The sequence below is a fragment of the Sinorhizobium chiapasense genome (genome assembly GCF_045277575.1).
Taxonomy (GTDB): domain Bacteria; phylum Pseudomonadota; class Alphaproteobacteria; order Rhizobiales; family Rhizobiaceae; genus Ensifer; species Ensifer chiapasense_A.
This window is the reverse complement of record NZ_CP144205.1, coordinates 3,823,683-3,844,424: the sequence shown is the minus strand read 5'-3', so window position 1 is coordinate 3,844,424 and position 20,742 is coordinate 3,823,683. Positions and strand designations below refer to the sequence as shown.

24 protein-coding genes are annotated in these 20,742 nt (G+C 63.0%); 11 read left to right on the top strand and 13 right to left on the bottom strand.

What is annotated here, in order from left to right:
• Positions 1–74 precede the first annotated feature (74 nt).
• From pheS to QM996_RS18450, 6 genes are all read right to left on the bottom strand, one after another.
• Positions 75–1,157 (bottom strand): phenylalanine--tRNA ligase subunit alpha, encoded by a 1,083-nt coding sequence (gene pheS / locus QM996_RS18475; RefSeq protein WP_429810792.1) that lies wholly within the window; start codon positions 1,155–1,157, stop codon positions 75–77.
• 272 nt (positions 1,158–1,429) lie between these two features.
• Positions 1,430–1,834 (bottom strand): 50S ribosomal protein L20, encoded by a 405-nt coding sequence (gene rplT, locus QM996_RS18470; RefSeq protein ID WP_012710091.1) that lies wholly within the window; start codon positions 1,832–1,834, stop codon positions 1,430–1,432.
• Between the two features lie 39 nt (positions 1,835–1,873).
• Positions 1,874–2,077 (bottom strand): 50S ribosomal protein L35, encoded by a 204-nt coding sequence (rpmI, locus tag QM996_RS18465; protein ID WP_077962740.1) that lies wholly within the window; start codon positions 2,075–2,077, stop codon positions 1,874–1,876.
• Between the two features lie 210 nt (positions 2,078–2,287).
• Complete coding sequence (locus QM996_RS18460; protein ID WP_500268666.1) at positions 2,288–3,655, bottom strand: sensor histidine kinase; 1,368 nt, start codon at positions 3,653–3,655, stop codon at positions 2,288–2,290.
• Positions 3,652–4,317, bottom strand: a complete 666-nt coding sequence (locus QM996_RS18455; RefSeq protein WP_500268665.1) for a response regulator transcription factor — start codon at positions 4,315–4,317, stop codon at positions 3,652–3,654. The genes QM996_RS18460 and QM996_RS18455 overlap by 4 nt, the downstream gene beginning before the upstream one ends.
• A gap of 7 nt (positions 4,318–4,324) precedes the next feature.
• A complete protein-coding gene (locus tag QM996_RS18450) occupies positions 4,325–4,828 on the bottom strand; it encodes a PepSY domain-containing protein (RefSeq protein WP_500268664.1) in 504 nt (167 codons plus the stop codon).
• A 364-nt stretch (positions 4,829–5,192) separates the two neighbouring features.
• Between QM996_RS18450 and QM996_RS18445 the strand changes: the two genes are divergently transcribed.
• Complete coding sequence (locus QM996_RS18445) at positions 5,193–5,552, top strand: hypothetical protein (RefSeq protein ID WP_500268663.1); 360 nt, start codon at positions 5,193–5,195, stop codon at positions 5,550–5,552.
• A 238-nt stretch (positions 5,553–5,790) separates the two neighbouring features.
• Here the strand turns inward: QM996_RS18445 and infC are convergent, their stop codons facing one another.
• Entirely contained in the window at positions 5,791–6,327 is a 537-nt protein-coding gene (gene infC, locus QM996_RS18440; protein WP_500270354.1) for a translation initiation factor IF-3, read from the bottom strand.
• Positions 6,328–6,545: 218 nt separating this feature from the next.
• Between infC and QM996_RS18435 the strand changes: the two genes are divergently transcribed.
• Both QM996_RS18435 and QM996_RS18430 read left to right on the top strand, forming a co-directional pair.
• Positions 6,546–7,346 (top strand): alpha/beta hydrolase, encoded by an 801-nt coding sequence (locus QM996_RS18435; RefSeq protein WP_500268662.1) that lies wholly within the window; start codon positions 6,546–6,548, stop codon positions 7,344–7,346.
• A 290-nt stretch (positions 7,347–7,636) separates the two neighbouring features.
• Positions 7,637–8,257, top strand: coding sequence for a transglutaminase-like cysteine peptidase (locus QM996_RS18430; RefSeq protein ID WP_500268661.1), 621 nt, complete (start codon positions 7,637–7,639; stop codon positions 8,255–8,257).
• Positions 8,258–8,328: 71 nt separating this feature from the next.
• Here QM996_RS18430 and mbfA read toward each other — a convergent pair whose 3' ends face one another.
• Entirely contained in the window at positions 8,329–9,312 is a 984-nt protein-coding gene (gene mbfA / locus QM996_RS18425) for a VIT1/CCC1 transporter family protein (RefSeq protein ID WP_500268660.1), read from the bottom strand.
• Between the two features lie 166 nt (positions 9,313–9,478).
• Between mbfA and QM996_RS18420 the strand changes: the two genes are divergently transcribed.
• The gene (locus QM996_RS18420; protein WP_500268659.1) at positions 9,479–10,315 is read left to right on the top strand and encodes a C40 family peptidase; all 837 of its coding nucleotides are present in this window, start codon (positions 9,479–9,481) and stop codon (positions 10,313–10,315) included.
• Positions 10,316–10,343: 28 nt separating this feature from the next.
• Here the strand turns inward: QM996_RS18420 and QM996_RS18415 are convergent, their stop codons facing one another.
• The gene (locus tag QM996_RS18415; protein WP_500268658.1) at positions 10,344–11,585 is read right to left on the bottom strand and encodes a class I SAM-dependent methyltransferase; all 1,242 of its coding nucleotides are present in this window, start codon (positions 11,583–11,585) and stop codon (positions 10,344–10,346) included.
• A 163-nt stretch (positions 11,586–11,748) separates the two neighbouring features.
• Positions 11,749–12,318 carry an elongation factor P gene (gene efp / locus QM996_RS18410; RefSeq protein ID WP_500268657.1) on the bottom strand — a complete coding sequence of 190 codons (570 nt, stop codon included), beginning with the start codon at positions 12,316–12,318 and terminating at the stop codon, positions 11,749–11,751.
• 160 nt (positions 12,319–12,478) lie between these two features.
• On the opposite strand from efp, the gene epmA reads away from it, so the two are divergent.
• From epmA to QM996_RS18380, 6 genes are all read left to right on the top strand, one after another.
• Positions 12,479–13,531, top strand: a complete 1,053-nt coding sequence (gene epmA / locus QM996_RS18405) for an EF-P lysine aminoacylase GenX (protein WP_500268656.1) — start codon at positions 12,479–12,481, stop codon at positions 13,529–13,531.
• On the top strand, positions 13,528–14,580 hold the full coding sequence (locus QM996_RS18400; RefSeq protein ID WP_500268655.1) for a lysine-2,3-aminomutase-like protein: 1,053 nt from the start codon (positions 13,528–13,530) through the stop codon (positions 14,578–14,580). The genes epmA and QM996_RS18400 overlap by 4 nt, the downstream gene beginning before the upstream one ends.
• 166 nt (positions 14,581–14,746) lie before the next feature.
• The gene (locus QM996_RS18395) at positions 14,747–15,178 is read left to right on the top strand and encodes a carboxymuconolactone decarboxylase family protein (RefSeq protein ID WP_472952011.1); all 432 of its coding nucleotides are present in this window, start codon (positions 14,747–14,749) and stop codon (positions 15,176–15,178) included.
• 1 nt (position 15,179) lies between these two features.
• Positions 15,180–16,073, top strand: a complete 894-nt coding sequence (sigJ, locus tag QM996_RS18390) for a sigma-70 family RNA polymerase sigma factor family protein (RefSeq protein ID WP_500268654.1) — start codon at positions 15,180–15,182, stop codon at positions 16,071–16,073.
• 88 nt (positions 16,074–16,161) lie between these two features.
• On the top strand, positions 16,162–17,589 hold the full coding sequence (locus QM996_RS18385; RefSeq protein WP_500268653.1) for an MFS transporter: 1,428 nt from the start codon (positions 16,162–16,164) through the stop codon (positions 17,587–17,589).
• Between the two features lie 97 nt (positions 17,590–17,686).
• Entirely contained in the window at positions 17,687–18,511 is an 825-nt protein-coding gene (locus QM996_RS18380) for a class I SAM-dependent methyltransferase (protein WP_500268652.1), read from the top strand.
• Positions 18,512–18,567: 56 nt separating this feature from the next.
• Here the strand turns inward: QM996_RS18380 and QM996_RS18375 are convergent, their stop codons facing one another.
• Entirely contained in the window at positions 18,568–19,230 is a 663-nt protein-coding gene (locus QM996_RS18375; RefSeq protein WP_429810775.1) for a YiaD family glycine zipper/OmpA-like lipoprotein, read from the bottom strand.
• 246 nt (positions 19,231–19,476) lie between these two features.
• Here QM996_RS18375 and QM996_RS18370 point away from each other — a divergent pair, with 246 nt between their 5' ends.
• On the top strand, positions 19,477–20,115 hold the full coding sequence (locus tag QM996_RS18370) for an exopolysaccharide biosynthesis protein (protein ID WP_483500888.1): 639 nt from the start codon (positions 19,477–19,479) through the stop codon (positions 20,113–20,115).
• Positions 20,116–20,172: 57 nt separating this feature from the next.
• On the opposite strand, the gene QM996_RS18365 is transcribed toward QM996_RS18370, so the two are convergent.
• Positions 20,173–20,331, bottom strand: coding sequence for a hypothetical protein (locus tag QM996_RS18365; RefSeq protein WP_500268651.1), 159 nt, complete (start codon positions 20,329–20,331; stop codon positions 20,173–20,175).
• A complete protein-coding gene (locus tag QM996_RS18360) occupies positions 20,328–20,525 on the bottom strand; it encodes a hypothetical protein (RefSeq protein WP_500268650.1) in 198 nt (65 codons plus the stop codon). The genes QM996_RS18365 and QM996_RS18360 overlap by 4 nt, the downstream gene beginning before the upstream one ends.
• Between the last annotated feature and the right edge of the window lie 217 nt (positions 20,526–20,742).

Genomic DNA, 20,742 nt, shown 5'->3' with positions numbered 1-20,742 from the left:
CAAATGCGGCAAAACAAAAAGAAGGAGCGGAAGCGCGAACGGTGTGAGCGCATCCGCTCTGATCAGCTGCGCGATCAGGCCGAAAGACCGCCGAACAGCGTCGGCATGTCGAGCGGGCGGAAACCGTAATGGGTCATCCAGCGAACATCGGCGTTGAAGAAGTCGCGCAGGTCCGGCATGCCGTATTTCAGCATGGCGATGCGGTCGAGGCCCATGCCCCAGGCAAAACCCTGATACTCGTCCGGATCGAGCCCGCCCGCGCGCAGCACGTTCGGATGCACCATGCCGCAGCCGAGGATCTCCATCCAGTCGGTGCCTTCGCCGAACTTCACGATCGGACCGGAGCGGTCGCACTGGATGTCGACCTCGAAGGACGGCTCGGTGAAGGGGAAGAAGGACGGACGGAAGCGCATCGTCACCTGATCCACCTCGAAGAAAGCCTTGCAGAACTCTTCCAGCACCCAGCGCATGTTGGCGACATTCGCCGCCTTGTCGATCACCAGGCCTTCGACCTGATGGAACATCGGCGAGTGGGTCGCGTCGGAATCCTGGCGGTAGGTCTTGCCGGGGATGATGATGCGGATCGGCGGCTGCTCAGCTTCCATGGTGCGGATCTGCACCGGCGAGGTATGCGTGCGCAGCACCTTGCGCTCACCCTTCTCATCGGGATTGAAGAAGAAGGTGTCGTGCATCTCGCGGGCCGGATGGCCCTCGGGGAAATTGAGCGCGGTGAAATTGTAGTAGTCGGTCTCGATATCCGGACCTTCGGCGATCGAGAAGCCCATGTCACCGAAGATCGCGGTGATCTCGTCGACAATCTGGCTGATCGGGTGAATGCGGCCGCGTTCGGCCGGCGAAGAGCGGACCGGAAGGCTGATGTCGACGGTCTCGCGTGCCAGGCGCTCGGCGATCGCCTGGTCCTTCAGCGCCGCCTTGCGGGCGGCGATCGCCTCGGCGACCGTGTTCTTCAGCGCGTTGATCTGGGCGCCGCGGGTCTGGCGCTCCTCGGGCGTCATGGTACCGAGCGTCTTAAGAAGCTCGGAGATCGAGCCCTTCTTGCCAAGCGCATTGACACGCACCGCCTCGATCGATCCTTCATCGTCGGCGGCATGGATATCCGCCAGCAGTGTCCGTTCCAGTGTTTCCAGTTCGCTCATTCTGTCCTGCCTCGATGCGGGAATGGGTTCGGTTCTATATCGGCTCAAGTCTTCAGGAATGTGATCGCGCCGCGGTCGCGAAGAATGCCGGTGCAAAGACGCGAGGACGACGAAGCCGGAGGCCCGGCCTAAGCGTCGTCGGATGAGGGAACCGGGGCAGTTCCTTTCGATCGTCTCGCACGTTCATCTCGCGAAATAAGAAAAACCCGCGCCAGCCCTGCCAGCGCGGGTTTCCCAACGAATTTTAAGTACGGTTTTGGGAAAACGCTGGCTTAACGGACAGCGCTTTCAAACTCGTTTGCCGTGCCGGCTTCCTTGAGATAGGCAAGCGCCTTCTTGGAAGCTTCGACGAGGGCGCCGAATGCTGCCGGCTCATGGATCGCCATGTCGGACAGAACCTTGCGGTCGACTTCGATGCCAGCCTTGTTCAGGCCGTCGATGAAGCGGCCGTAGGTCAGGCCGAATTCGCGGACAGCAGCGTTGATGCGCTGGATCCAGAGAGCGCGGAAGTTGCGCTTGTTGACCTTGCGGTCGCGGTAAGCGTACTGCTTCGAACGGTCAACCGCTGCCTTGGCGGCGCGGATGGTGTTCTTGCGGCGGCCGTAGAAACCCTTGGCTGCCTTGAGCGTCTTCTTGTGCTTGGCGTGGGCGGTAACGCCGCGTTTTACACGTGCCATGTCATGATCTCCTTAACGTATCCAATGTGCCTGAAAGTCTTAGAGACCGTTCGGCAGGTAGTTCTTGACGACCTTCTTGCCGTCGGGCTCGGCGAGAACCATGGTTCCACGCGCGTCGCGGATGAACTTGTTGGTACGCTTGATCATGCCGTGGCGCTTACCAGCAGCCGCTGCACGAACCTTGCCGGTCGCGGTGATCTTGAACCGCTTCTTGGCAGACGATTTCGTCTTCATCTTGGGCATTTTGCTACTCCATTGTTCTTTAAAATGCGAAACGAACAGACGAGGCCCGTTTCCAGCGTTAAGAACGGCCACGGCATGCCCTGCCGGACCGTTCGGACGGGGGCTTATAACCGCACATCCGGAAAAGCGCAACTGCGGAATCGAAGATAGGCCGCAAGCCGTGGCTGGATGCGCCCCACCATTGTCCGACGCATCGCGAACACGTTGTCCCTAGGTGGGATCGCGCGGTCGCCGACGGCCACCGCCCGTGTCGAATGTCAACACGGCCTCGAGGCCGCCCAGCGACGACTGCCCGAGCGACAGCACCGCGCCATAGGCGTCGGCGATATCGGCGCTGATCGCAAGTCCGAGGCCGGAGTTGGCGGCGTGATTGCCCTCAGTGTCCTCACCATGGGCGCCGCGGCGCAGGACCTGTTCCCGGTCCCCCTCGGCAACGCCGGGGCCGTCGTCACCAACGGCAATGCGCACACGACCGTCAGCCGCCTCCGCCGAGAGACGGATGCGGGTCCGCGCCCATTTCGCGGCATTGTCGAGCAAATTGCCGAGGCATTCGGCCAGGTCGGCCGGGTCGAGGTCAAGCGAGATCGACGGATCGATCTCGACTTCCCAGACGACATTGCGCTCGGCCGTGATCGGCCGCAGGACGTTGACCAGCTTGCCGCCGAGGCTGGCGATCGACGTAGTTGCCATGCGTTCGACACCCATGCGGGCCGCCTGAAGTTGGCGGTCGGCGCGCTGGCGCACCAGATCGACCTGCTCGAGCGCGATCCGCCGCTCTTCCCGCGGCAGGCTCTCGGCAAGCTGGGCAATCACGGTCAACGGCGTCTTCAGGCCGTGGGCAAGATCGCTGGCACGGGCGCGCGCTTGCGCCAGGGCTGCCTCCCGCTCGGAAAGCAGCAGATTGATCTCGGCGATCAGGGGCTGTACCTCGGTGGGGCCGGCCGAGCCAAAATCCTTCTCCTCGCCGGAACGAACGCGGGCCGCCTGTTCGCGCAAGCGCACCAGCGGCGAAAGCCCGACCGCACCCTGTAGAAACGCAGCACCGGCGAGCACGAAGGCGGTTGCCAACAGCATCAGCCGGATCTGGCTGTGAAAGGCGGCCAGCGCATCATCGAGTTCGCTGCGCGCAAAGCCGGCGGCAACGGAGAACCGTCGCGCATCCGGCCCCTCGCCGAAAGTCAGCGTCTGCTGGTAGACCAGCACAGATGCCCCGTCCGGACCTTCCATCTCCAGGAAACCCAGATGGTGGGGCGCCGACGGCCGATCGCGGTCGATCACCGTGTCCCATAAAGAGCGCGAGCGGATGGGCGCGCCGCCGTCGCGGGTGATCTGCCAGTAGCGTCCGCCGGCGGGCAGGCTCAGCCGCGGATCAGCGGGCTCGCGCGGCAAGACAATTTCGCCGTTGCGCACCGCCACCTGGGCGGCAATCGTATCGACCAGCGTCGCCATTTCCGCGCGATAGCGGCCGACGACGTAATCGGTAAAAATCCTGCTCAGGGAGAGCCAGACCACCAGCAGCACGAGGCCTATGGCGATCGATGCGCCGATAGCAAGCCTCAGCCGCAGCGAACGGATCATGCCGAGCCATCCGGCAGAATGTAACCGAAACCGCGCCGAGTCTCGATCGCGCCGCTTTCCGTCTTCTTGCGCAGGCGTGCGATCATCGCTTCGACGGCGTTCTTGGCCGCATCGTCATCACGTCCCTGAACATGGCTCGCCAGTTCGAGCGGCGTGACGACCTGGCCCTTGCGCTCCACGAAGAGCGCGACCATCCGGTATTCGAGCGGGCTGAGTTCGAGCGGCTCTCCGTCGAAGGTCACACGGCGCGTCGCCTCATCGAGCGTGAAGCGTCCGGCTGCGCGTATCGACGTGACGCGAGGGCCGGCACGCCGCAACAGCGCTCTCAACCGCGCCAGCAGTTCCTCGGCTCGAAAAGGCTTCGGCAGATAGTCGTCCGCACCGGCATCGAAGCCATCGACGCGCTCCATCCAGGAGCCGCGCGCCGTCAGAACCAGCACCGGCGTCTCCAGCCCGGCCTGGCGCCAGCGCTTGAGGATCGACAGCCCGTCCATGCCCGGCAGGCCGAGGTCGAGGATGATCGCGGTATAGTTTCCGCTTTCCCCTCGCTCCCAAATGTCCGGCCCCAGGGCGAGCGTATCGACGCCATAGCCCTCCGCCTCCAGCCTGCCTGTCACGTGGGCTGCGATGTTGGGATCGTCCTCCGCCAGAAGAATGCGCATGCCACCCTCAGAACCCGAAGATATTCATGAATTTTCCGGTGCGCGCGTTGATGCGCAGGTTGCGGATGGTTCCCTGCCGGTCACGCGTACGCAGCCGGTAAACCTCGCTGCTGCCCGAGCCTCTGAGATCGACGCCGATGACCCTGCCATATTTGTCCTCGTCGACGAGCCGGAGAACATCCTTCAACGGCAGGATGTCGCCTTTCTCGACCGCGGCGCGCGCGCGCTCCTGGTCGCTGCGGCGACCGCCGCCGGCCGCAGTACCAGCGCTTGCACCGTCATCGTCGTCATCATCGTTGTTGTCACCGCCCTTGTTGCCGCGATCGTCATCGTGGTCATCGTCGCCGCCCTGGTCACCACCGCCGCTGCCACCGCTGCCGCCACGCGAACCACCGCCATTACCGGAATCGCCATCCTCGGCCAGGGCGCCCAAGCGACCGGGCTGCGGCGCAAGCGAAAGCAGGAGCGAACAGCAGAGGAGCGCAATCAGGTCTCGTCGTGTCATCGCCATGGCGCCATCCGGTCGCGATCGCCTCTTCGATTTGGGTTCAGGGTCATTTTCCCAAGCTTAGCGCATCTGCAGGCCGGCCCGCGAGAGAGCGCCCACGGGGCGTCAGCCTACGCCAGCCGTTGCCACAACGCCAGTTGCGCGCATACCCCCAGCGCCACGTTGGCACGGGGGCATGCGCTGGCCGGGTCGAGCCGCCGGGTGGGCTGGTGGCGGTCGACCTTCGCTCCGGCGCATGGTGCGGGGCTAATGCGCCGGGCAAATTCCAAACAGATCAGGGCGCCGGCCTGATGGAAACACTGGTAATCGGTCCTGGGTTACGGCGGAAATCACCGCGGTGCGGCTCCACTGTCACGACGCGAACACCATGTTCGAATTCCACTTCGACCTCGAGCACGCGGCCAAGATCGTCGACGGCGATCAGCGACCCGTCGCGCAGACCGCGAAGGCTTTCCTCGGAAACGCGCAGTTCGACCTCGGGACGATCGCGGGCATCCCGGAAGTCGTCGTCGTCGAAATCATCGTCGTCGCCGTCGTCATCCCGATCAACGTCATGCCGATCGTTGTCGTCGCGGTCATCGTCATCGCGATCTTCCGACCCGTCGTGACCGCGACCACCGTGACCCTCACCGCCACGATCGTCGCCATCATCGTCATCGGCGAGGGCTGCCGTCGAGAACGGATGCGCAGGACCACTTGCGATTACCGACAGGCCAATGGGCGCTGAAACGAGGCTGCAGAGACCGACCGAGGAAACAAGCAGGGCTTTTCGCAGCGCTGAACTCATCATCTCCAGTCCTCGTCCCGTTGCCGATGCACGAAGAATGGCATCCGTTTACTGACAGATCGCTGAGGATGGTTGTCAGCATTCTGTCAGAAAGCGCCGGCACGGCCTCGGTCATGAAAAAAGCCGCCCGGAAGGCGGCTTTCATCGGATCGGTCTTGCGATTGACGGCAGCGACGGCTCAGCGCGGCGCCAGAACCATCATCATCTGGCGGCCTTCCAGCTTCGGCTCGGCCTCCACCTTGGCGATCGCCTGGGTATCGTCCTTGACCTGAAGCAGGAGCTTCATGCCCAGTTCCTGGTGGGCCATTTCGCGGCCGCGGAACTTCAGCGTGACCTTGACCTTGTCGCCGTCCTCGAAGAACCGGTTCATCGCCTTCATCTTCACGTCGTAGTCGTGCGTGTCGATGTTCGGGCGCATCTTGATTTCTTTGATTTCGACGATCTTCTGCTTCTTGCGCGCTTCGGCCGCCTTCTTCTGGTTGGCGTATTTCAGCTTGCCAAGATCCAGAATCTTGCACACCGGCGGTTCGGAGTTCGGTGCGATTTCTACCAGATCAAGACCGGCCTCGTCCGCCATGCGGAGCGCCTGGTCGATCGGCACGACGCCGATATTCTGGCCTTCGGCATCGATAAGCTGAACCCGGGGAACCCGGATTTCCTTGTTTGAGCGCGGCCCCTCCTTGACTGGGGCGTCCGCTTTGAACGGTCTGCGAATGGTCGTACTCTCCTCGAGCTATTTCCGAAATGTAGTTAATTCGATCATCGGCGCGATCACAAACGAAGCGCCTGAATCTGTCACCGACGGCAATGTGTGAATTGCGGCGCCAGAGTCAATAGCACGGCTTGCAAGGAAAATCACCACCTGTCGATACCAAGGCGAATCTGTTTTAGAAAGAAAATCGCCAGCGAAACCGGCCCTTGGAGAGAAATTGCATGCAGGATACGCCAGCCGAGACGGAAATCAGCTTCATCGACGTCGGTGTGCCTGCGACCGGGCGCAGGATCGCGATGCGCGTGCGCCACCCGGAAAAGCCATCGGGACAGCCGACGCTCGTCTGGCTCGGTGGCTACCGCTCGGACATGACCGGCACCAAGGCGGTCGAGGTCGAACGCTATGCCATCGAACGGGGTGCGGCCTGCGTGCGTTTCGACTATTCCGGCCACGGCTCCTCCGGCGGCGCCTTCACCGACGGCACGATCTCGCGCTGGCTCGAGGAGAGCCTTGCGGTCATCGATCAGGCGGCGCCGGGCCGCGTCGTATTGATCGGCTCGTCGATGGGCTGCTGGATCGCACTGCGCGCCATCCAGGAGCTCAGGCGGCGTGGCGACGGATCGCGTGTCGCCGGCCTCGTGCTGATCGCGCCGGCACCGGATTTCACCGCGGAACTGATCGAACCCAACCTGACGGAAGCGGAGAGGACCTCGCTGGCCGAACGCGGCTATTTCGAGGAACCCTCCGAATATAGCCCGGAGCCGAACATCTTCACCCGCGCCCTCATCGAAGACGGGCGCGCCAACCGGGTGCTCGACGGCACGATCACCACCGGCTGCCCGGTGCACATCCTGCAGGGCATGCGCGACCCCGACGTGCCCTACACCCATGCGCTGCGGCTGATGGAGCACCTGCCCTCCGACGATGTCGTCATGACGCTCATCCGCGACGGCGACCATCGCCTTTCGCGTGAAGAAGACATCGCTAAAATGAAGCAGGCCATCGGCACGATGCTCGCCTGAGCCTCGGGCGGAAAAAACGCCCGCCCCTTCCGCCATGACTTGTCCAAAAGCCTGTCCGGCGCCGCAGATCGCCTGCGGCGTAACGGTTTGCGCGCGCACAGCCCCGCCTTTAACCATAAAGTCCGATGCGCCGATTCCGGCGATTGACTCTGCAGCGCCGACGTTATTAACTCTTTATTAACGATTAGAGCAGCAGCGGGGACAATCCTAAAGAAGCTGCCTTCAACTCAGAATTGCGCGAATACGTCCGGACAGGAAGAGCCCGGCATACCGCGTTGCAGGGGATTTGTATGGCGTCTTGGACTGGGGTTAAGGGAAGTATCGCGGCGTTCTGCGCACTTTTCATTTCAGCAAACACGGCAATTCCTGCACAGGCAGGTTCCTCTCCATGGATGCAGACCGGCTCCGCCACGTCGCAGCCGATCGGTCACTATGAGTTCTGCCAGAAATACAAGAGCGAATGCAACGTGCGCTCCAAGGGAACGGTTGCTCCGCGCGTGACCGAACGCGGCTGGGCCGCCATCCGGCAGGTGAATGCTGCGGTCAATCGGGAGATCACGCCGGTTACCGACCTTGAACTGCACGGCAGGGACGAAGTCTGGTCCTATCCTGACAACGCCGGTGACTGCGAGGACTTCGTGCTCGAAAAGCGCAAGCGCCTGATGAAGAAGGGTTTCTCGGCGAGCGATCTCCTGATCACCGTCGTCCGCAAGCCCGATGGCGAAGGCCATGCGGTGCTGACCGTGCGCACATCGCAGGGCGACTTCGTGCTCGACAATCTCGAGAACGGCGTCAAGCTCTGGACGCAGACACCCTATCGCTATCTGAAGCGCCAGGCTTCAAACCACAGCGGCCGCTGGGTCACCATCGAGAACGGCGCGGAAGTCGTCGTCGGTTCGGTCGGCAACTGATCCGCAGCAAAGTACAGGGTTTCAAAAAGGGCCGGTCAGACCGGCCCTTTTTCACATCTATCGCTCGCCCGTCACGCATTGCCGATCAGAATGCCGGCCGCGAGCACCAGACCCCCGCCGAGCACCACCTGGAATGCAGCACGCAGGAACGGTGTCTCCATGTAGCGGTTCTGGATGAAGGCGATCGCCCATAGTTCGAAGAAGACGATCACGGCCGCGGTAACGGTCGCCGTCCAGAAATGCGGGATCAGATAGGGCAATGCGTGGCCGAGACCGCCCAATGCCGTCATGATGCCGGAAGCGAGGCCGCGCTTGATCGGTGAACCACGGCCGGAGAGCTTGCCATCGTCGTGGGCGGCCTCGGTAAAACCCATGGAAATGCCGGCACCGACGGAGGCCGACAAACCCACCAGGAAGGTCTGCCAGGTATCCTGCGTCGCGAAGGCGGCGGCAAAGATCGGCGCAAGCGTCGAGACCGAGCCGTCCATCAGGCCGGCGAGGCCGGGTTGAACGTAAGTCAGGATGAACTGACGGCGGGAGGTCTGGTCCTCCTCGGCGCGCACATCTTCGGGCGTATGCTCCTCGCCAAGCCGGCGTGCCAGCGATTCATGCGACTTCTCGGCAATGGCGAGATCGCCGAGCAGCTTGCGGGTGGCGGCATCCTGGGTTCTCGCCGCCGCCTCGACATAGAAGCGGTGCGCCGCCTCCTCCATCGCTTCGGCCTCCTCGCGCGCCTTTTCGATCGGCATTTCGGCAATCAGCCAATCGGGCTTGCGCTCCGGGAAGTCGCGCACATGTTCGCGCCGGATGAGCGGAATGCGGCTGCCGAACCGCTGCACGTGCAGATCGATCAACCACTGCCTGTGGTGGCTTTCCTCTTCCGCCATCTCCTCGAACACTTTCGCCGAGTGCGGATATTGCCGCCGGAGCGCGTCGGCATAGGCGAGATAGATGCGCCCGTCGTCCTCTTCGGACGAGATTGCGAGCGCCAGGATTTCCTGCTCGCTCAGGGATAGAAAGGGACGCTTGGACCGGGAGAAGAGACGCGAAAACATTGAGGAAAACCTTCTTTAGAATAATTCTAAAAATAGAAAGCCGATACGGCACCGTCAAGGCCAAAGCCATGCAAACATGCGACAATCTCTCGACAGAGTGTCGCGGCTCAGCCACCATGTGGGGTCACGACGTCAGTCCCTCCTCCTTCCCGGAGCGATCGCCTCGATGAGGACCATCTATCCGCTTTCAGAAAGCAAGGACACGTTGCTGGATCGTCTCGGCGCCAGGCTTGCCGCGCGCCTGCAGGCGCAGACGTCCGGCTACGAGCCCTATACCCCTTCCGATCAGGAAACCTTGGCGCGCACGCTCCGCCCGGGCGACGTTCTCTTGATCGAGGGCAACCAGAAGGTTTCAGCCGCGATCAAATATCTGACGCAATCGACCTGGTCGCACGCCGCCTTCTTTGCCGGCGACCAGATGCCGCTGACGCTCGATCAGGCGACGCTGCCGGTGATCGAGCGGCCGCAACTCATCGAGGTCAATATCGGAGAGGGCTGCGTTGCGGTGCCGCTGAAGAAATACGCCTCGTTCAACACGCGCGTCTGTCGGCCGATCGCCTTGACACCGGATGATCGCACGGCGCTTGTCGGCTTCATGATCTCGCGGCTCGGGATGAAATACGACCTGAAGAACATCCTCGACATGCTGCGCTATTTCATGCCGACGCCACCGGTGCCGGTGCGCTGGCGCCGGCGCCTGCTGGCCTTCGGCTCCGGCGATCCGACGCGGGCGATCTGCTCGACGCTGATTGCGGCCGCCTTCGAGCAGATCCGCTACCCGATCCTGCCCGAAGTTACCCGGGCGCCCGGGCGGGCCGCGGCGACCTCGACCTATTCACGCGAAGAGATCCTGCACATCCGGCACCACTCGCTCTATACGCCGCGCGATTTCGATCTCTCGCCCTTCTTCGCGATCGTGAAGCCGACGCTCGAGTTCGGCTTCGACTACAAGCGGCTGCACTGGCATGCAGACGAAGAGAGCAATTCCAGGAAAAGTGTGTAGCGGTTTTCGGTCCGGAATTGCGTCCATTCTAGAGATTAAGAGCGAGCGCCTGTTCGCGGGCCATGAAATCGCGCTGGCGATCGGTGATGTAGTCGCGCACGATCGGCGCCGCGTCGCGCGAGCGCGAGAGTTGCATGTGGAAGACGAGTTGGCTGCCGGTGCGGAACATCATCTCGGCGCTGATCAGGTAGAACTCCCACATGCGGGCGAAGCGCTCGTCGTAGAGGGCGATCACCTTGTCGCGGTTCGCCTCGAAGCGCGCGCCCCAATGGGCGAGCGTGGTCGCGTAATGCACCCGCAGGAATTCGAGATCCGTAACCCAGAGACTGTTGCGCTCGACGACCTCGAAGACCTCCGAAAGCGCCGGCGAATAGGCGCCGGGGAAGATGTATTTCCGAAGCCAAGGGCTCGCCATGCCGGGCGGGCTCATATGACCGATCGAATGCAGCACCGCGAGGCCGTCGTCCGGCATCAGCGCGTTCAGCTTTTTGAAGAATTCGTCATAGTGATGGACGCCGACATGCTCGAACATGCCGACCGAAACGATACGGTCGAACGGCCCCTGGACATCGCGATAGTCCCTAAGCTCGAAGCGCACCCGGTCCGACAGCCCTGCCGCGCGTGCCCGTTCGGTGGCCAGCGCCTGCTGCTCCTTGGAAAGGGTCACGCCGAGCACGTGCACGTCCGCAAGCTCGGCAAGGTACATCGCGAGATCGCCCCAGCCGCAGCCGATATCGAGCACCTTCATGCCGGGTTCGAGGCAGAGCTTGGCGGCGAGCAGCCTCAGCTTGTTGCGCTGCGCCTTCTCCAGTGTCTCGTTGGGTTCGCGGAAATAGGCGCAGGAGTAGAGCATGTTCTCGTCGAGGAACAGCTTGTAGAATTCGTTGCCGAGATCGTAGTGATGCGCGACGTTCTGCTGCGCCTTACCCTTGGGGTTTGCCTGCTGGCGCTTGCGGAAGCGCATCTTCACCGCGCGCAGGACTTTCTGGATCGGGTAGGAGCCGAGTGAGAGGCGGTTGATCGAGAACAGCGTCAGGAAGTCCCTGAGCGTCGAGCCCTCCTCGAAGCGCATGGTGCCGTCCATATAGGCCTCGCCGGCGGCGAGTTCCGCATTGAAGACAAGGCTGCGATAGAGCTTCTTGTCGGTGAGCCGCATCGTCACTTCGGGCCCGGGTTCACCGGAAAAGATGTGGCGCTTGCCGTCGGCATCGATCACCGTCAGGCGACCCTTGCGAATGAACGACTTCATCATATGCGACAATGGGAACATGCAGGCCCTCTCGTGACAGAAACGTCGTATCAGCGGCCGCATCCTAGCACCCGATTTTCGAAATGCGCTCCTTAAATTTCTGGTTGCTGATCAAGGTCCCGAAACGAAAACAGGGACGGCTGCTTTCGCTGCCGTCCCCGTCCAAAACAACCTGGCTCAGGCCTCAGTCCTTGGCGCGCTCGACATAGGAGCCGTCTTCTGTCGCGATGACGACGCGGGTGCCGGCCTGGATATGCGGCGGAACCGAGGTGCGCACGCCGTTCGACAGAAGGGCCGGCTTGTACGAAGACGACGCCGTCTGGCCCTTGACGACCGGTTCGGTCTCGGTGATTTCGAGGATGACGTGACGCGGCAGGTCGATGGCGATGGCAACACCTTCGTGGATCGACAGCATGACGGCCATGCCTTCCTGCAGGTAGGCCTTCTGATCGCCGATGTCGTCGGAGCTCATGACCAGTTGGTCGTAGCTTTCCGGGTTCATGAAGTGGAAGCCTTCGGCATCTTCATAAAGGAAGGTGTGCTCGCGGTCTTCGACGAAGGCACGCTCGACCTGCTCGGTCGTGCGGTAGCGCTCGGAGACCTTAACACCGTCGGAAATGCGGCGCATGTCGACCTGGGTAACCGGCGTACCCTTGCCCGGATGGAAGTTCTGCGCGGTAAGCACGACATAGAGCTTGCCGTCGACGTCGAGAACGTTGCCCTTACGGACAGATGAAGCGATGACCTTGACCATTAGTCTTCCTTGTAACAGAGGTATGCGCGACACGACGGGCCGGAAACACTGGCCCTGAAGGACGCGGAAAGAAGGATTTCGCGCCGCCACTACCCTAATTTCGTGCAAATAGCCAGCCTGAGCCGGCATCTGCGCGAAGAAAGCCTGGACTGAACCGATCATGTCGCATGCCTCCCCCTGGTGGACACCCGATGTCCATGCCGACCGGCGCCCGTTTCTTCTCGGCCGCAACCGGATCCAATCGGCATTGCGCCGGTTCTTCGAGACACGCGATTTCATCGAGGTCGACACGGCAACGCTGCAGGTCTCGCCCGGCAACGAGGCGCACCTGCACGCCTTCGCGACAGAGGCGCTCAACCACGACGGCTCCGGCCATCCGCTCTACCTGCACACCTCGCCGGAATTTGCCTGCAAGAAGCTGCTTTCCGCCGGCGAACGGCGCATCGCCTGCTTTGCCCATGTCTACCGCAACCGCGAACGCGGGCCGCTGCATCACCCCGAGTTCACCATGCTCGAATGGTACCGCGCCGGCGAAAGCTACGAGGCGCTGATGCGGGATTGCGCCGAGATCCTGGCGCTCGCGGCAGAGACCACCGGCACAAGGCAATTCACCTTCCAGGGACATGCCTGCGACCCCTTCGCCACGCCCGAGCGTCTCAGCGTCGCCGATGCCTTCGAGCGTTTCGCCGGCATCGACCTCTTGGCCTCGATCGCCGCCGACGGCGAAACCGACCGCGATCGCCTCGCCTCGGCCATGGCGACGGCGGGCCTCCGCGTCGCGTCCGATGACACCTGGGCGGATCTCTTCAGCCGCGTGCTGGTGGAAAAGGTCGAGCCGCATCTCGGCTTCGGTCGTGCGACGATCCTCGACGAATATCCAACCGCCGAAGCGGCGCTGGCGCGGCCGGCCGGGCGCGACCGGCGGGTCGCGGAACGTTTCGAACTCTATGCCTGCGGCGTCGAGCTCGCCAATGCCTTTGGCGAGTTGACCGACGCAGCGGAGCAACGCCGGCGCTTCGAGATGGAGATGGCCGAAAAGGCGCGCGTCTATGGCGAGACCTATCCGCTCGACGAGGATTTCCTGGCGGCGCTCGCCATCATGCCGGAAGCGAGCGGCATCGCACTCGGCTTCGACCGGCTGGTGATGCTCGCAACCGGTGCGTCTCGCATAGACCAGGTGCTCTGGGCACCGGTGGCGGAGACGCAGCCGTGAACGTCCACCGCCCGATCAAGACCGCGCGCGAGCTGGTGGAAGCCGGTCTTGTCGACAGCTCCCGGGAGACCGCCATTGCCGCGGTCGCCGAGCGCTACGCGGTCGCGATCAGCCCCGCCATCGCCGACCTCATCGACCCAAGCGATCCGGCGGACCCGATTGCCCGGCAGTTCGTGCCCGATGCCGCCGAACTGACGCTGTTGCCTGAAGAGCGCGACGACCCGATCGGCGACAAGCCGCACAGTCCCGTCACAGGCATCGTCCATCGCTATCCGGACCGGGTGCTTCTGAAAGCCGTACATGTCTGCCCGGTCTATTGCCGCTTCTGCTTCCGTCGCGAGATGGTCGGGCCGCAGGGGCTTGGCACGCTGACGCCGGCCGAACTCGATGCGGCGATCGCCTACATCGCAAGTCACGAGGAAATATGGGAAGTGATCCTCACCGGCGGCGATCCGCTGGTGCTTTCGCCGCGAAGGCTAACCGAACTCATGGAGCGGCTGAGGCCGATCCCGCATGTGAAGATCATCCGCTTCCACACGCGGGTGCCGGTGGTCGAGCCGTCGCGCATAGACCCCGAACTGATCGCGGCACTCAAGGCCAGCGGCAAGACGACCTATGTGGCGCTTCATGCCAACCATCCGCGCGAGTTGACGGCCGAGGCGCGCGCTGCTTCAGCCCGGCTTATCGATGCCGGCATCGTCATGGTCAGCCAGTCGGTGCTGTTGAAGGGTGTCAATGACGATGCGGAGGTATTAGCCGCGCTGATGCGCGCCTTCGTCGAAACCCGGATCAAGCCCTATTATCTGCATCATCCGGACCTGGCGCCGGGCACCAGCCATTTCCGCCTGACGATCGAGGAAGGCCAGGCGCTGGTCGCCGCCTTGCGCGGCCGGGTCTCCGGCCTCTGCCAGCCGACCTATATCCTCGACATTCCCGGCGGCCACGGCAAGGCGGTGATCAGCGCCGCGGCGATCGCAGCCGATGGCGGCGGCTGCTACACGGTCACCGATTTTCGCGGCGGCGAGCACAGCTACCCGCCGAAAGGTTGACACGCGAGAAATCGCGTCTCGCCAACCCATTGAAACTTCATCAAAATATCTGGAAGCTACGTTTTTCTTGGTGCCTCCCGCGGAAAAATCGCGAAGGCGCGTCACAGGTATCCTGCGTCAATCGTCACATGGTCATAAGCAACACGACAACGATGGAGTTGAGACCATGACCGATACGAAAGCCGTCCGCTACGAACAGGAAATCCCCGATGTGCTCGGCGCACTCGCCGATGTGCACAAGGCCATGGACCTGCACGGGCTCGACCGGACGATCCACAATCTCGTGCAGTTGCGCGCCTCGCAGATCAACCGCTGTGGCTTCTGCGTGAAGATGCACACCAAGGAATCCCGTGCCGAGGGCGAGAGCAGCGAGCGGCTCGACCGCATCATCGTCTGGGACCAGGTCAATGATTTCACACCGCGCGAGAAGGCAGCGCTTGCCTGGACCGAGGCGCTGACGGAACTCGGGCCGCGCACCGACTTCGCGCCGCTGCGCGCCGAGCTGCGCCGGCATTTCAGCGAAAAGGAGATCAGCGTCATCACCTCGACCGTGGCGATGATCAACCTTTGGAACCGCATCCAGATTTCGAGGCACTGACATGAACGACAGGCAGCACATGCAGATCTTCGAGCAGGCACGCCCGCGCCTTCTCGGCCTCGCCTATCGCATCCTCGGCTCGCGCGCGGATGCGGAGGATGCGGTGCAGGACACCTTCCTGAAGTGGCGGGAGATCGATCGCGCGGCGATCGAAACCCCTGCAGCCTGGCTCACTACTGCCTGCACGCGCCGCTGCCTGGATCTGCTCAAGGCTGCGCATCGCAAGCGCGTCGACTATGTCGGCGCGTGGCTGCCCGAACCGATTCACACGGCGAGCGAGGACAATGCCGAAGAGAAGCTGGTGCTGAGTTCTTCGCTGACGACGGCGTTCCTGCTGATGCTCGAACGGCTGACGCCGAAGGAGCGCGCCGCCTATCTGCTGCACGAGATTTTTGGCCAGCCCTATGACGAGGTGGCCGAAACCCTGGACATGCAGGAGGCGGCCGCCCGTAAGCTGGTGTCGCGTGCCAAGACGAATATCGGCCTGGAGAAAGCCCGGCACCAGACGCCGCGCGAACGGCAGGACGCGCTGCTGTCGGCCTTCCACCAGGCGATCCACGGCGGCAACGTCGCCGGGCTTTCAGCGCTTCTCTCAGCCGACGTGAAGCTGACCGCCGACGGCGGCGGCAAGGTGGCGACCGTACTTGGCGTGCTCTCCGGCAAGGAGACGGTGCTCGCCTTCATCATCGATCGGCTCACCGAATACTGGGCGCACTACACCTGGGAAATCGGTGACATCAATGGCGGCCGTGGCATCGTGCTTCGGGACGAAGCGAAAAACGAGATCGCCGCGACGGTCGCCTTCGGCTATGACGGTGACGGAAACGTCGACGACATCTTCATCATGCGCAACCCGGACAAGCTCACGCATTTTGGCGAGGCTGCGCTCCACTGACATAGCGGCACCGCCGAAGCGAACGCGATCGCCCGATACCGGATGAGCCGGTGCGCGTCCGCTGCGATGCCCCGCGTGAGGTACTGACATGCTTGAGAAAACACCCGCTCCGCAACAGGAAACTGGCTGGCGCGCGCTGCTGACGGGCGAAAACGCCGTGCACTCGCTCGTGCTCAGCGGCGGCGTCGCGCTGCATGCGCTCAACATCTACGTGGTGACGACGATCATGCCGTCGATCGTGCGCGAGATCGGCGGGCTCGAATACTACGCCTGGAGCACCACCGTCTTCGTTGCCGCCTCCATTCTCGGCGCCGCATTGTCGGCGCGGCTGCTCGGTGCCGTTGGCGCCGGCGGCGCCTATGCGATCGGCGCGCTCGTCTTCGGCTCGGGGACGCTCTTCTGCGCCACGACCCCTTCGATGGCGATGCTGCTTGCCGGCCGTGCGATCCAGGGCTTCGGCGGCGGCCTGCTCTACGCGCTCGCCTACGGCGTGATCCGGCAGGTGTTCCGGCCCGAACTCTGGACCCGCGCCATCGGCCTGATTTCGGCAACCTGGGGAACGGCGACTTTGATCGGACCGGCGATCGGCGGCATGTTTGCCGAGTTCTCCACCTGGCGCATCGCCTTCTGGTCGCTGCTGCCGCTGACGGCGCTGCTTGCCGCGCTTGCCTTCTCGACGCTGCCGCGCAAGGCAGCCGCTGGAGAAGGGCGCACGCCGCTTCCGCTCTTACAACTCCTGCTTCTCGTCGGTATCGTCCTTGCGCTTTCGGTTGCAAGCACCCGCACCACGGCCTTCGAACAAATAGGCTGCGTCGGAGCCGCGATCTTCCTGTTCCTGAGCCTGCTGTTTATCGAACGTCGTGCGGCGGGCAAGCTTTTGCCCTCCGGCAGCTTCACCCTCACCTCCCCGCTCGCCGCCCTTTATGTTACGATCACGCTGCTGATGGTCGGCCTGCAGCCGGAAATCTATGTGCCGTACCTGCTGCAAGAATTGCATGAGCTGTCGCCGCTGGTGGCCGGCTATATTGCAGCGCTGATGTCGATCGGCTGGACGGCAGGATCGATGACGAGTGCCCACTGGCACGGAGAGCGGGCGAAGCAGACGATCTTTGCCGGTCCGGCCTTCGGTTTCATCGGCCTGACCCTGATCGCCCTGTTCATGCCGATTGCAGGCGCAGAGTTTCTTGTCATCGCCGCACCGCTCTGCATCGGCATCATCGCGGTCGGCTTCGGCATGGGCTTTGCCTGGCCGCATATCGTCACGGCCGTTTATGAGTTCGCGCCAGAGGGCGAAGCGGAAAAGGCATCGAGCTCGATCACCACGGTCCAGCTCTTTGCCGCAGCACTCGGCGCGGCGCTTGCCGGACTGACCGCCAACCTCGCCGGCATCGAGTCATCTTCGGAGGGCGGCGTGGCACTGGCGACGGCCTGGCTCTTCGGTCTGTTCGCGCTGCTGCCGGCACTGGCGGTGCTGACGGCGAGGCGCGTATGGCGCGCAAGACGAGCGACAACTTAGGCCTTATCGGGTATTGCGGCCTACCGAACGACAGCGGGCCGCGACGCAAGGACTGCGGCGCCGCTGATGCGTTCGACGGCGCCGTTGGGAGGAGACGATGGAAGCCGAGAGCATCGGCCTTCATGGCGTGCGCGAAACGTTGTTGATCACGCTCCGGGCGAAGGCTGCGGAGAGCGCGTTTCCCGATTCCCTTCTGCGCGATCGTTTCGCCGCCGAGCTGATGCGACGCCTCGACGGCAAGGCGAAAGCACTTGATGTCGGCCACGACATGACGATCGGCATTGCGGTTCGCGCCTATCTGCTCGATCGATGGACCCGAGCCTTCATCCAGGGCCACCCGGATGCGGTGGTGCTCAATCTCGGCTGCGGCCTCGACACACGGATTCTCCGGCTCGATCCGCCTTCCTCCGTCGCCTGGTTCGATGTCGACTTTCCGGATGTGATCGCCTTGCGGCAGCAGCTCTTCCCCGATCGCATCGGCTGCACCGCGATCGCCTCATCCATAACCGAGCGGGATTGGATCGACCGCATCCCCGATGACCGGCCGACGATCGTCGTCGCCGAAGGCGTGCTGCCCTATCTTCGCGACCAGGAGGTGCGCGACCTCATGCGACGGCTTGTCACCTGCCTTGCCGGCGGTGAGATCGTCTTCGACGCCTATAGCCATCTCGGCATCGAGCTTCTGCGCTTCAATCCGTCCTTGCGCGCAACGGGTGCAGAGCTTCGCTGGGGGATCGAGGACGCACGGGCGCTGGAACGGGAGGTGCCCGGGCTGACGCTGCTCGAAGACATCCATGACTACGATGCCGCGCAGATTGCGCGCATGTCGCCGATGGCGCGGATCGCGATCCAGTTCGTAAGCGTGGTCCCCATGCTGCGCCGTATGGGGCGCCTGCTTCGCTACCGTTTCAAACAAATATGAAAAGGGCCGCGCCTCGCGGCGCAGCCCTTCGATGACAAGCAGTCGATGTCTGCCGATCAGGCCTTGATCGGAGCGATCGAGATTTCGACGCGGCGGTTCTGCGCACGGCCGGCTTCCGTTGCGTTGGAAGCGATCGGACGCTCCTTGCCATAGCCCATAGCCGACATGCGGCGCTGGTCGACGCCCTGGCCTGCCAGATAGTTGGCAACCGAGGCGGCGCGGCGTTCGGAAAGACCCTGGTTGTAGGAAGCGCTGCCGGTCGAATCGGTATGGCCGTCGACGTCGATCAACGTCTTGTTGAACTTGCGCAGCACGATCGCCACCGAGTTCAGCGTGTCGTAGAAGGCCGGGATCACCTGGTCGCGGTCGGTCGCAAAGGTGATGTTCGACGGCATGTTGAGGATGATGCGGTCGCCGGCGCGGGTCACGGAGACACCGGTGCCCTGAAGCTGGGCTCGCAGTTCCGCTTCCTGCTGGTCCATGTAGTTGCCGATCAGGCCGCCGCCGAGACCACCGATCGCGGCACCGACGAGGGCTGCGTCGCGCCGGCCTGCGGCACTGCCGCCGACGAGCAGACCGGTCGCGGCACCGAGGCCTGCGCCGATCAGCGCGCCACCGGCCGTGTTCGACATCTTCTGTTCACCCGTATAGGGATCGGTGGTGGTGCATCCCGAAAGATAGATGGCCGCAACAGCCAGAATGGCGCATTTCTTGATCATGGAATCAGTTGTCCCCATTGGTGCTCGAAAGTGCTTCATACTAGCGATTGCGGCAGGAAGATGAAGAGGCGTCCCAATCACGCCATGGTTTAACGGCAAATGCCGTTTCGCCCCATTATGGTGTGCCGGTCGGGCCACACCATAACCGATCCTTCACATGCCCTTGGTAGGACGGGCTCCAGGCGACCAGGATGAAATGGGGCGGCTTTCCGCCACCGCCAATTGATAATGACGAGGCAAGGTTTGATGGCAATCGAGTTCGGCGACACGCAACGCAGTCTCAGCGACACGCTCAACGGCATGATTGCCTCTATCCGCGGAGAGACGATCACGCTGCGCGAACTGATGACCGAGATCGGCGAACAAGGCTTCCTGCTGCTTTGTGCATTGCTAACGCTGCCGTTCCTGCTGCCGGTGTCGATCCCCGGCGTCAGCACCGTTTTCGGTGCAGCGATCATCCTGATCTCCGTGTCGGTCACGCTCAACCGCCTGCCCTGGGTGCCGCAGCGCATTCTCGACCGCAAGATCGAGACCGAGAAGCTGGTGCCTACCCTGCAGAAGGGGGCGAGCATCGTTTCCAAACTCGACCGCTACGTGCGGCCGCGCCTCGGCTTCCTGACGCAGGGCGCGGTGATGAACCGCTTCAACGGCCTGATGATCATGGCCGGCGGCATACTCTTGATGTTCCCGCTCGGGCTCATTCCGCTGTCGAACACGCTGCCGGGGATCGCGATCCTCTTACTCTCGCTCGGCATCATCCAGCGCGACGGGCTGATGGTGGCCGGCGGTTATCTCTTCCTGATCGCGACGACCGTTTATTTCACCGTGCTTGCCTATATGGCCTTCGCCGCCGGGCAGGGACTTTCGTCGTTCTTCGTCTCCTGACGCGCCCGCGCGCCCAAAGGCGTATCCGGCCCGGCATTGCTGCCGGGCGCGGTCGTGCTACGCGGCCAGTCCGCCGAAAGCCCTGTAACTGGCGAAGTCGGTGCGGATGCCGAGCGTTTTCATCAGGGCTTCGCGGTCGAGACCAAGGCTGCGGTCGAACTCACCCAGGGCAGCCGCGACCCTCGGCGCGACATCGGCACTGGCGAACTCGATCATGGTGATGAATCGAACTGGCCGGGACCGGCGTGCTGCTCCAGGAACAGGTCCTTCACATAGCCATCCTGCTTGCGGATGACCGCAAGCGTCTTGTCGACCAGCTCGACGAACTGCTGCCGCGCCTCGACCGGCACCGTGTATTTGTTGATGCGGTACAGCGGCGCTATGACTGTCGTTTCGGTTGCGGTGCTCATTGCTCTTTTCCTCTGATCTCTTTTGAACAGGAGCAGGCGTACGACCTCAAGCATAGTTGAGGTCAATAGAGAGCATCGCTCTTTTCGGCGGCCCTGGCTCTCCCACGGGATCGTTGTCGTCCCAAAGGGCTGTCGGTCTTCCATCCGCCACCGCAGCACCAGACATAACGCAGGTGCGGCAGGCTAAGTTACAAGGGTTAGACCTCGGGTTAACCCG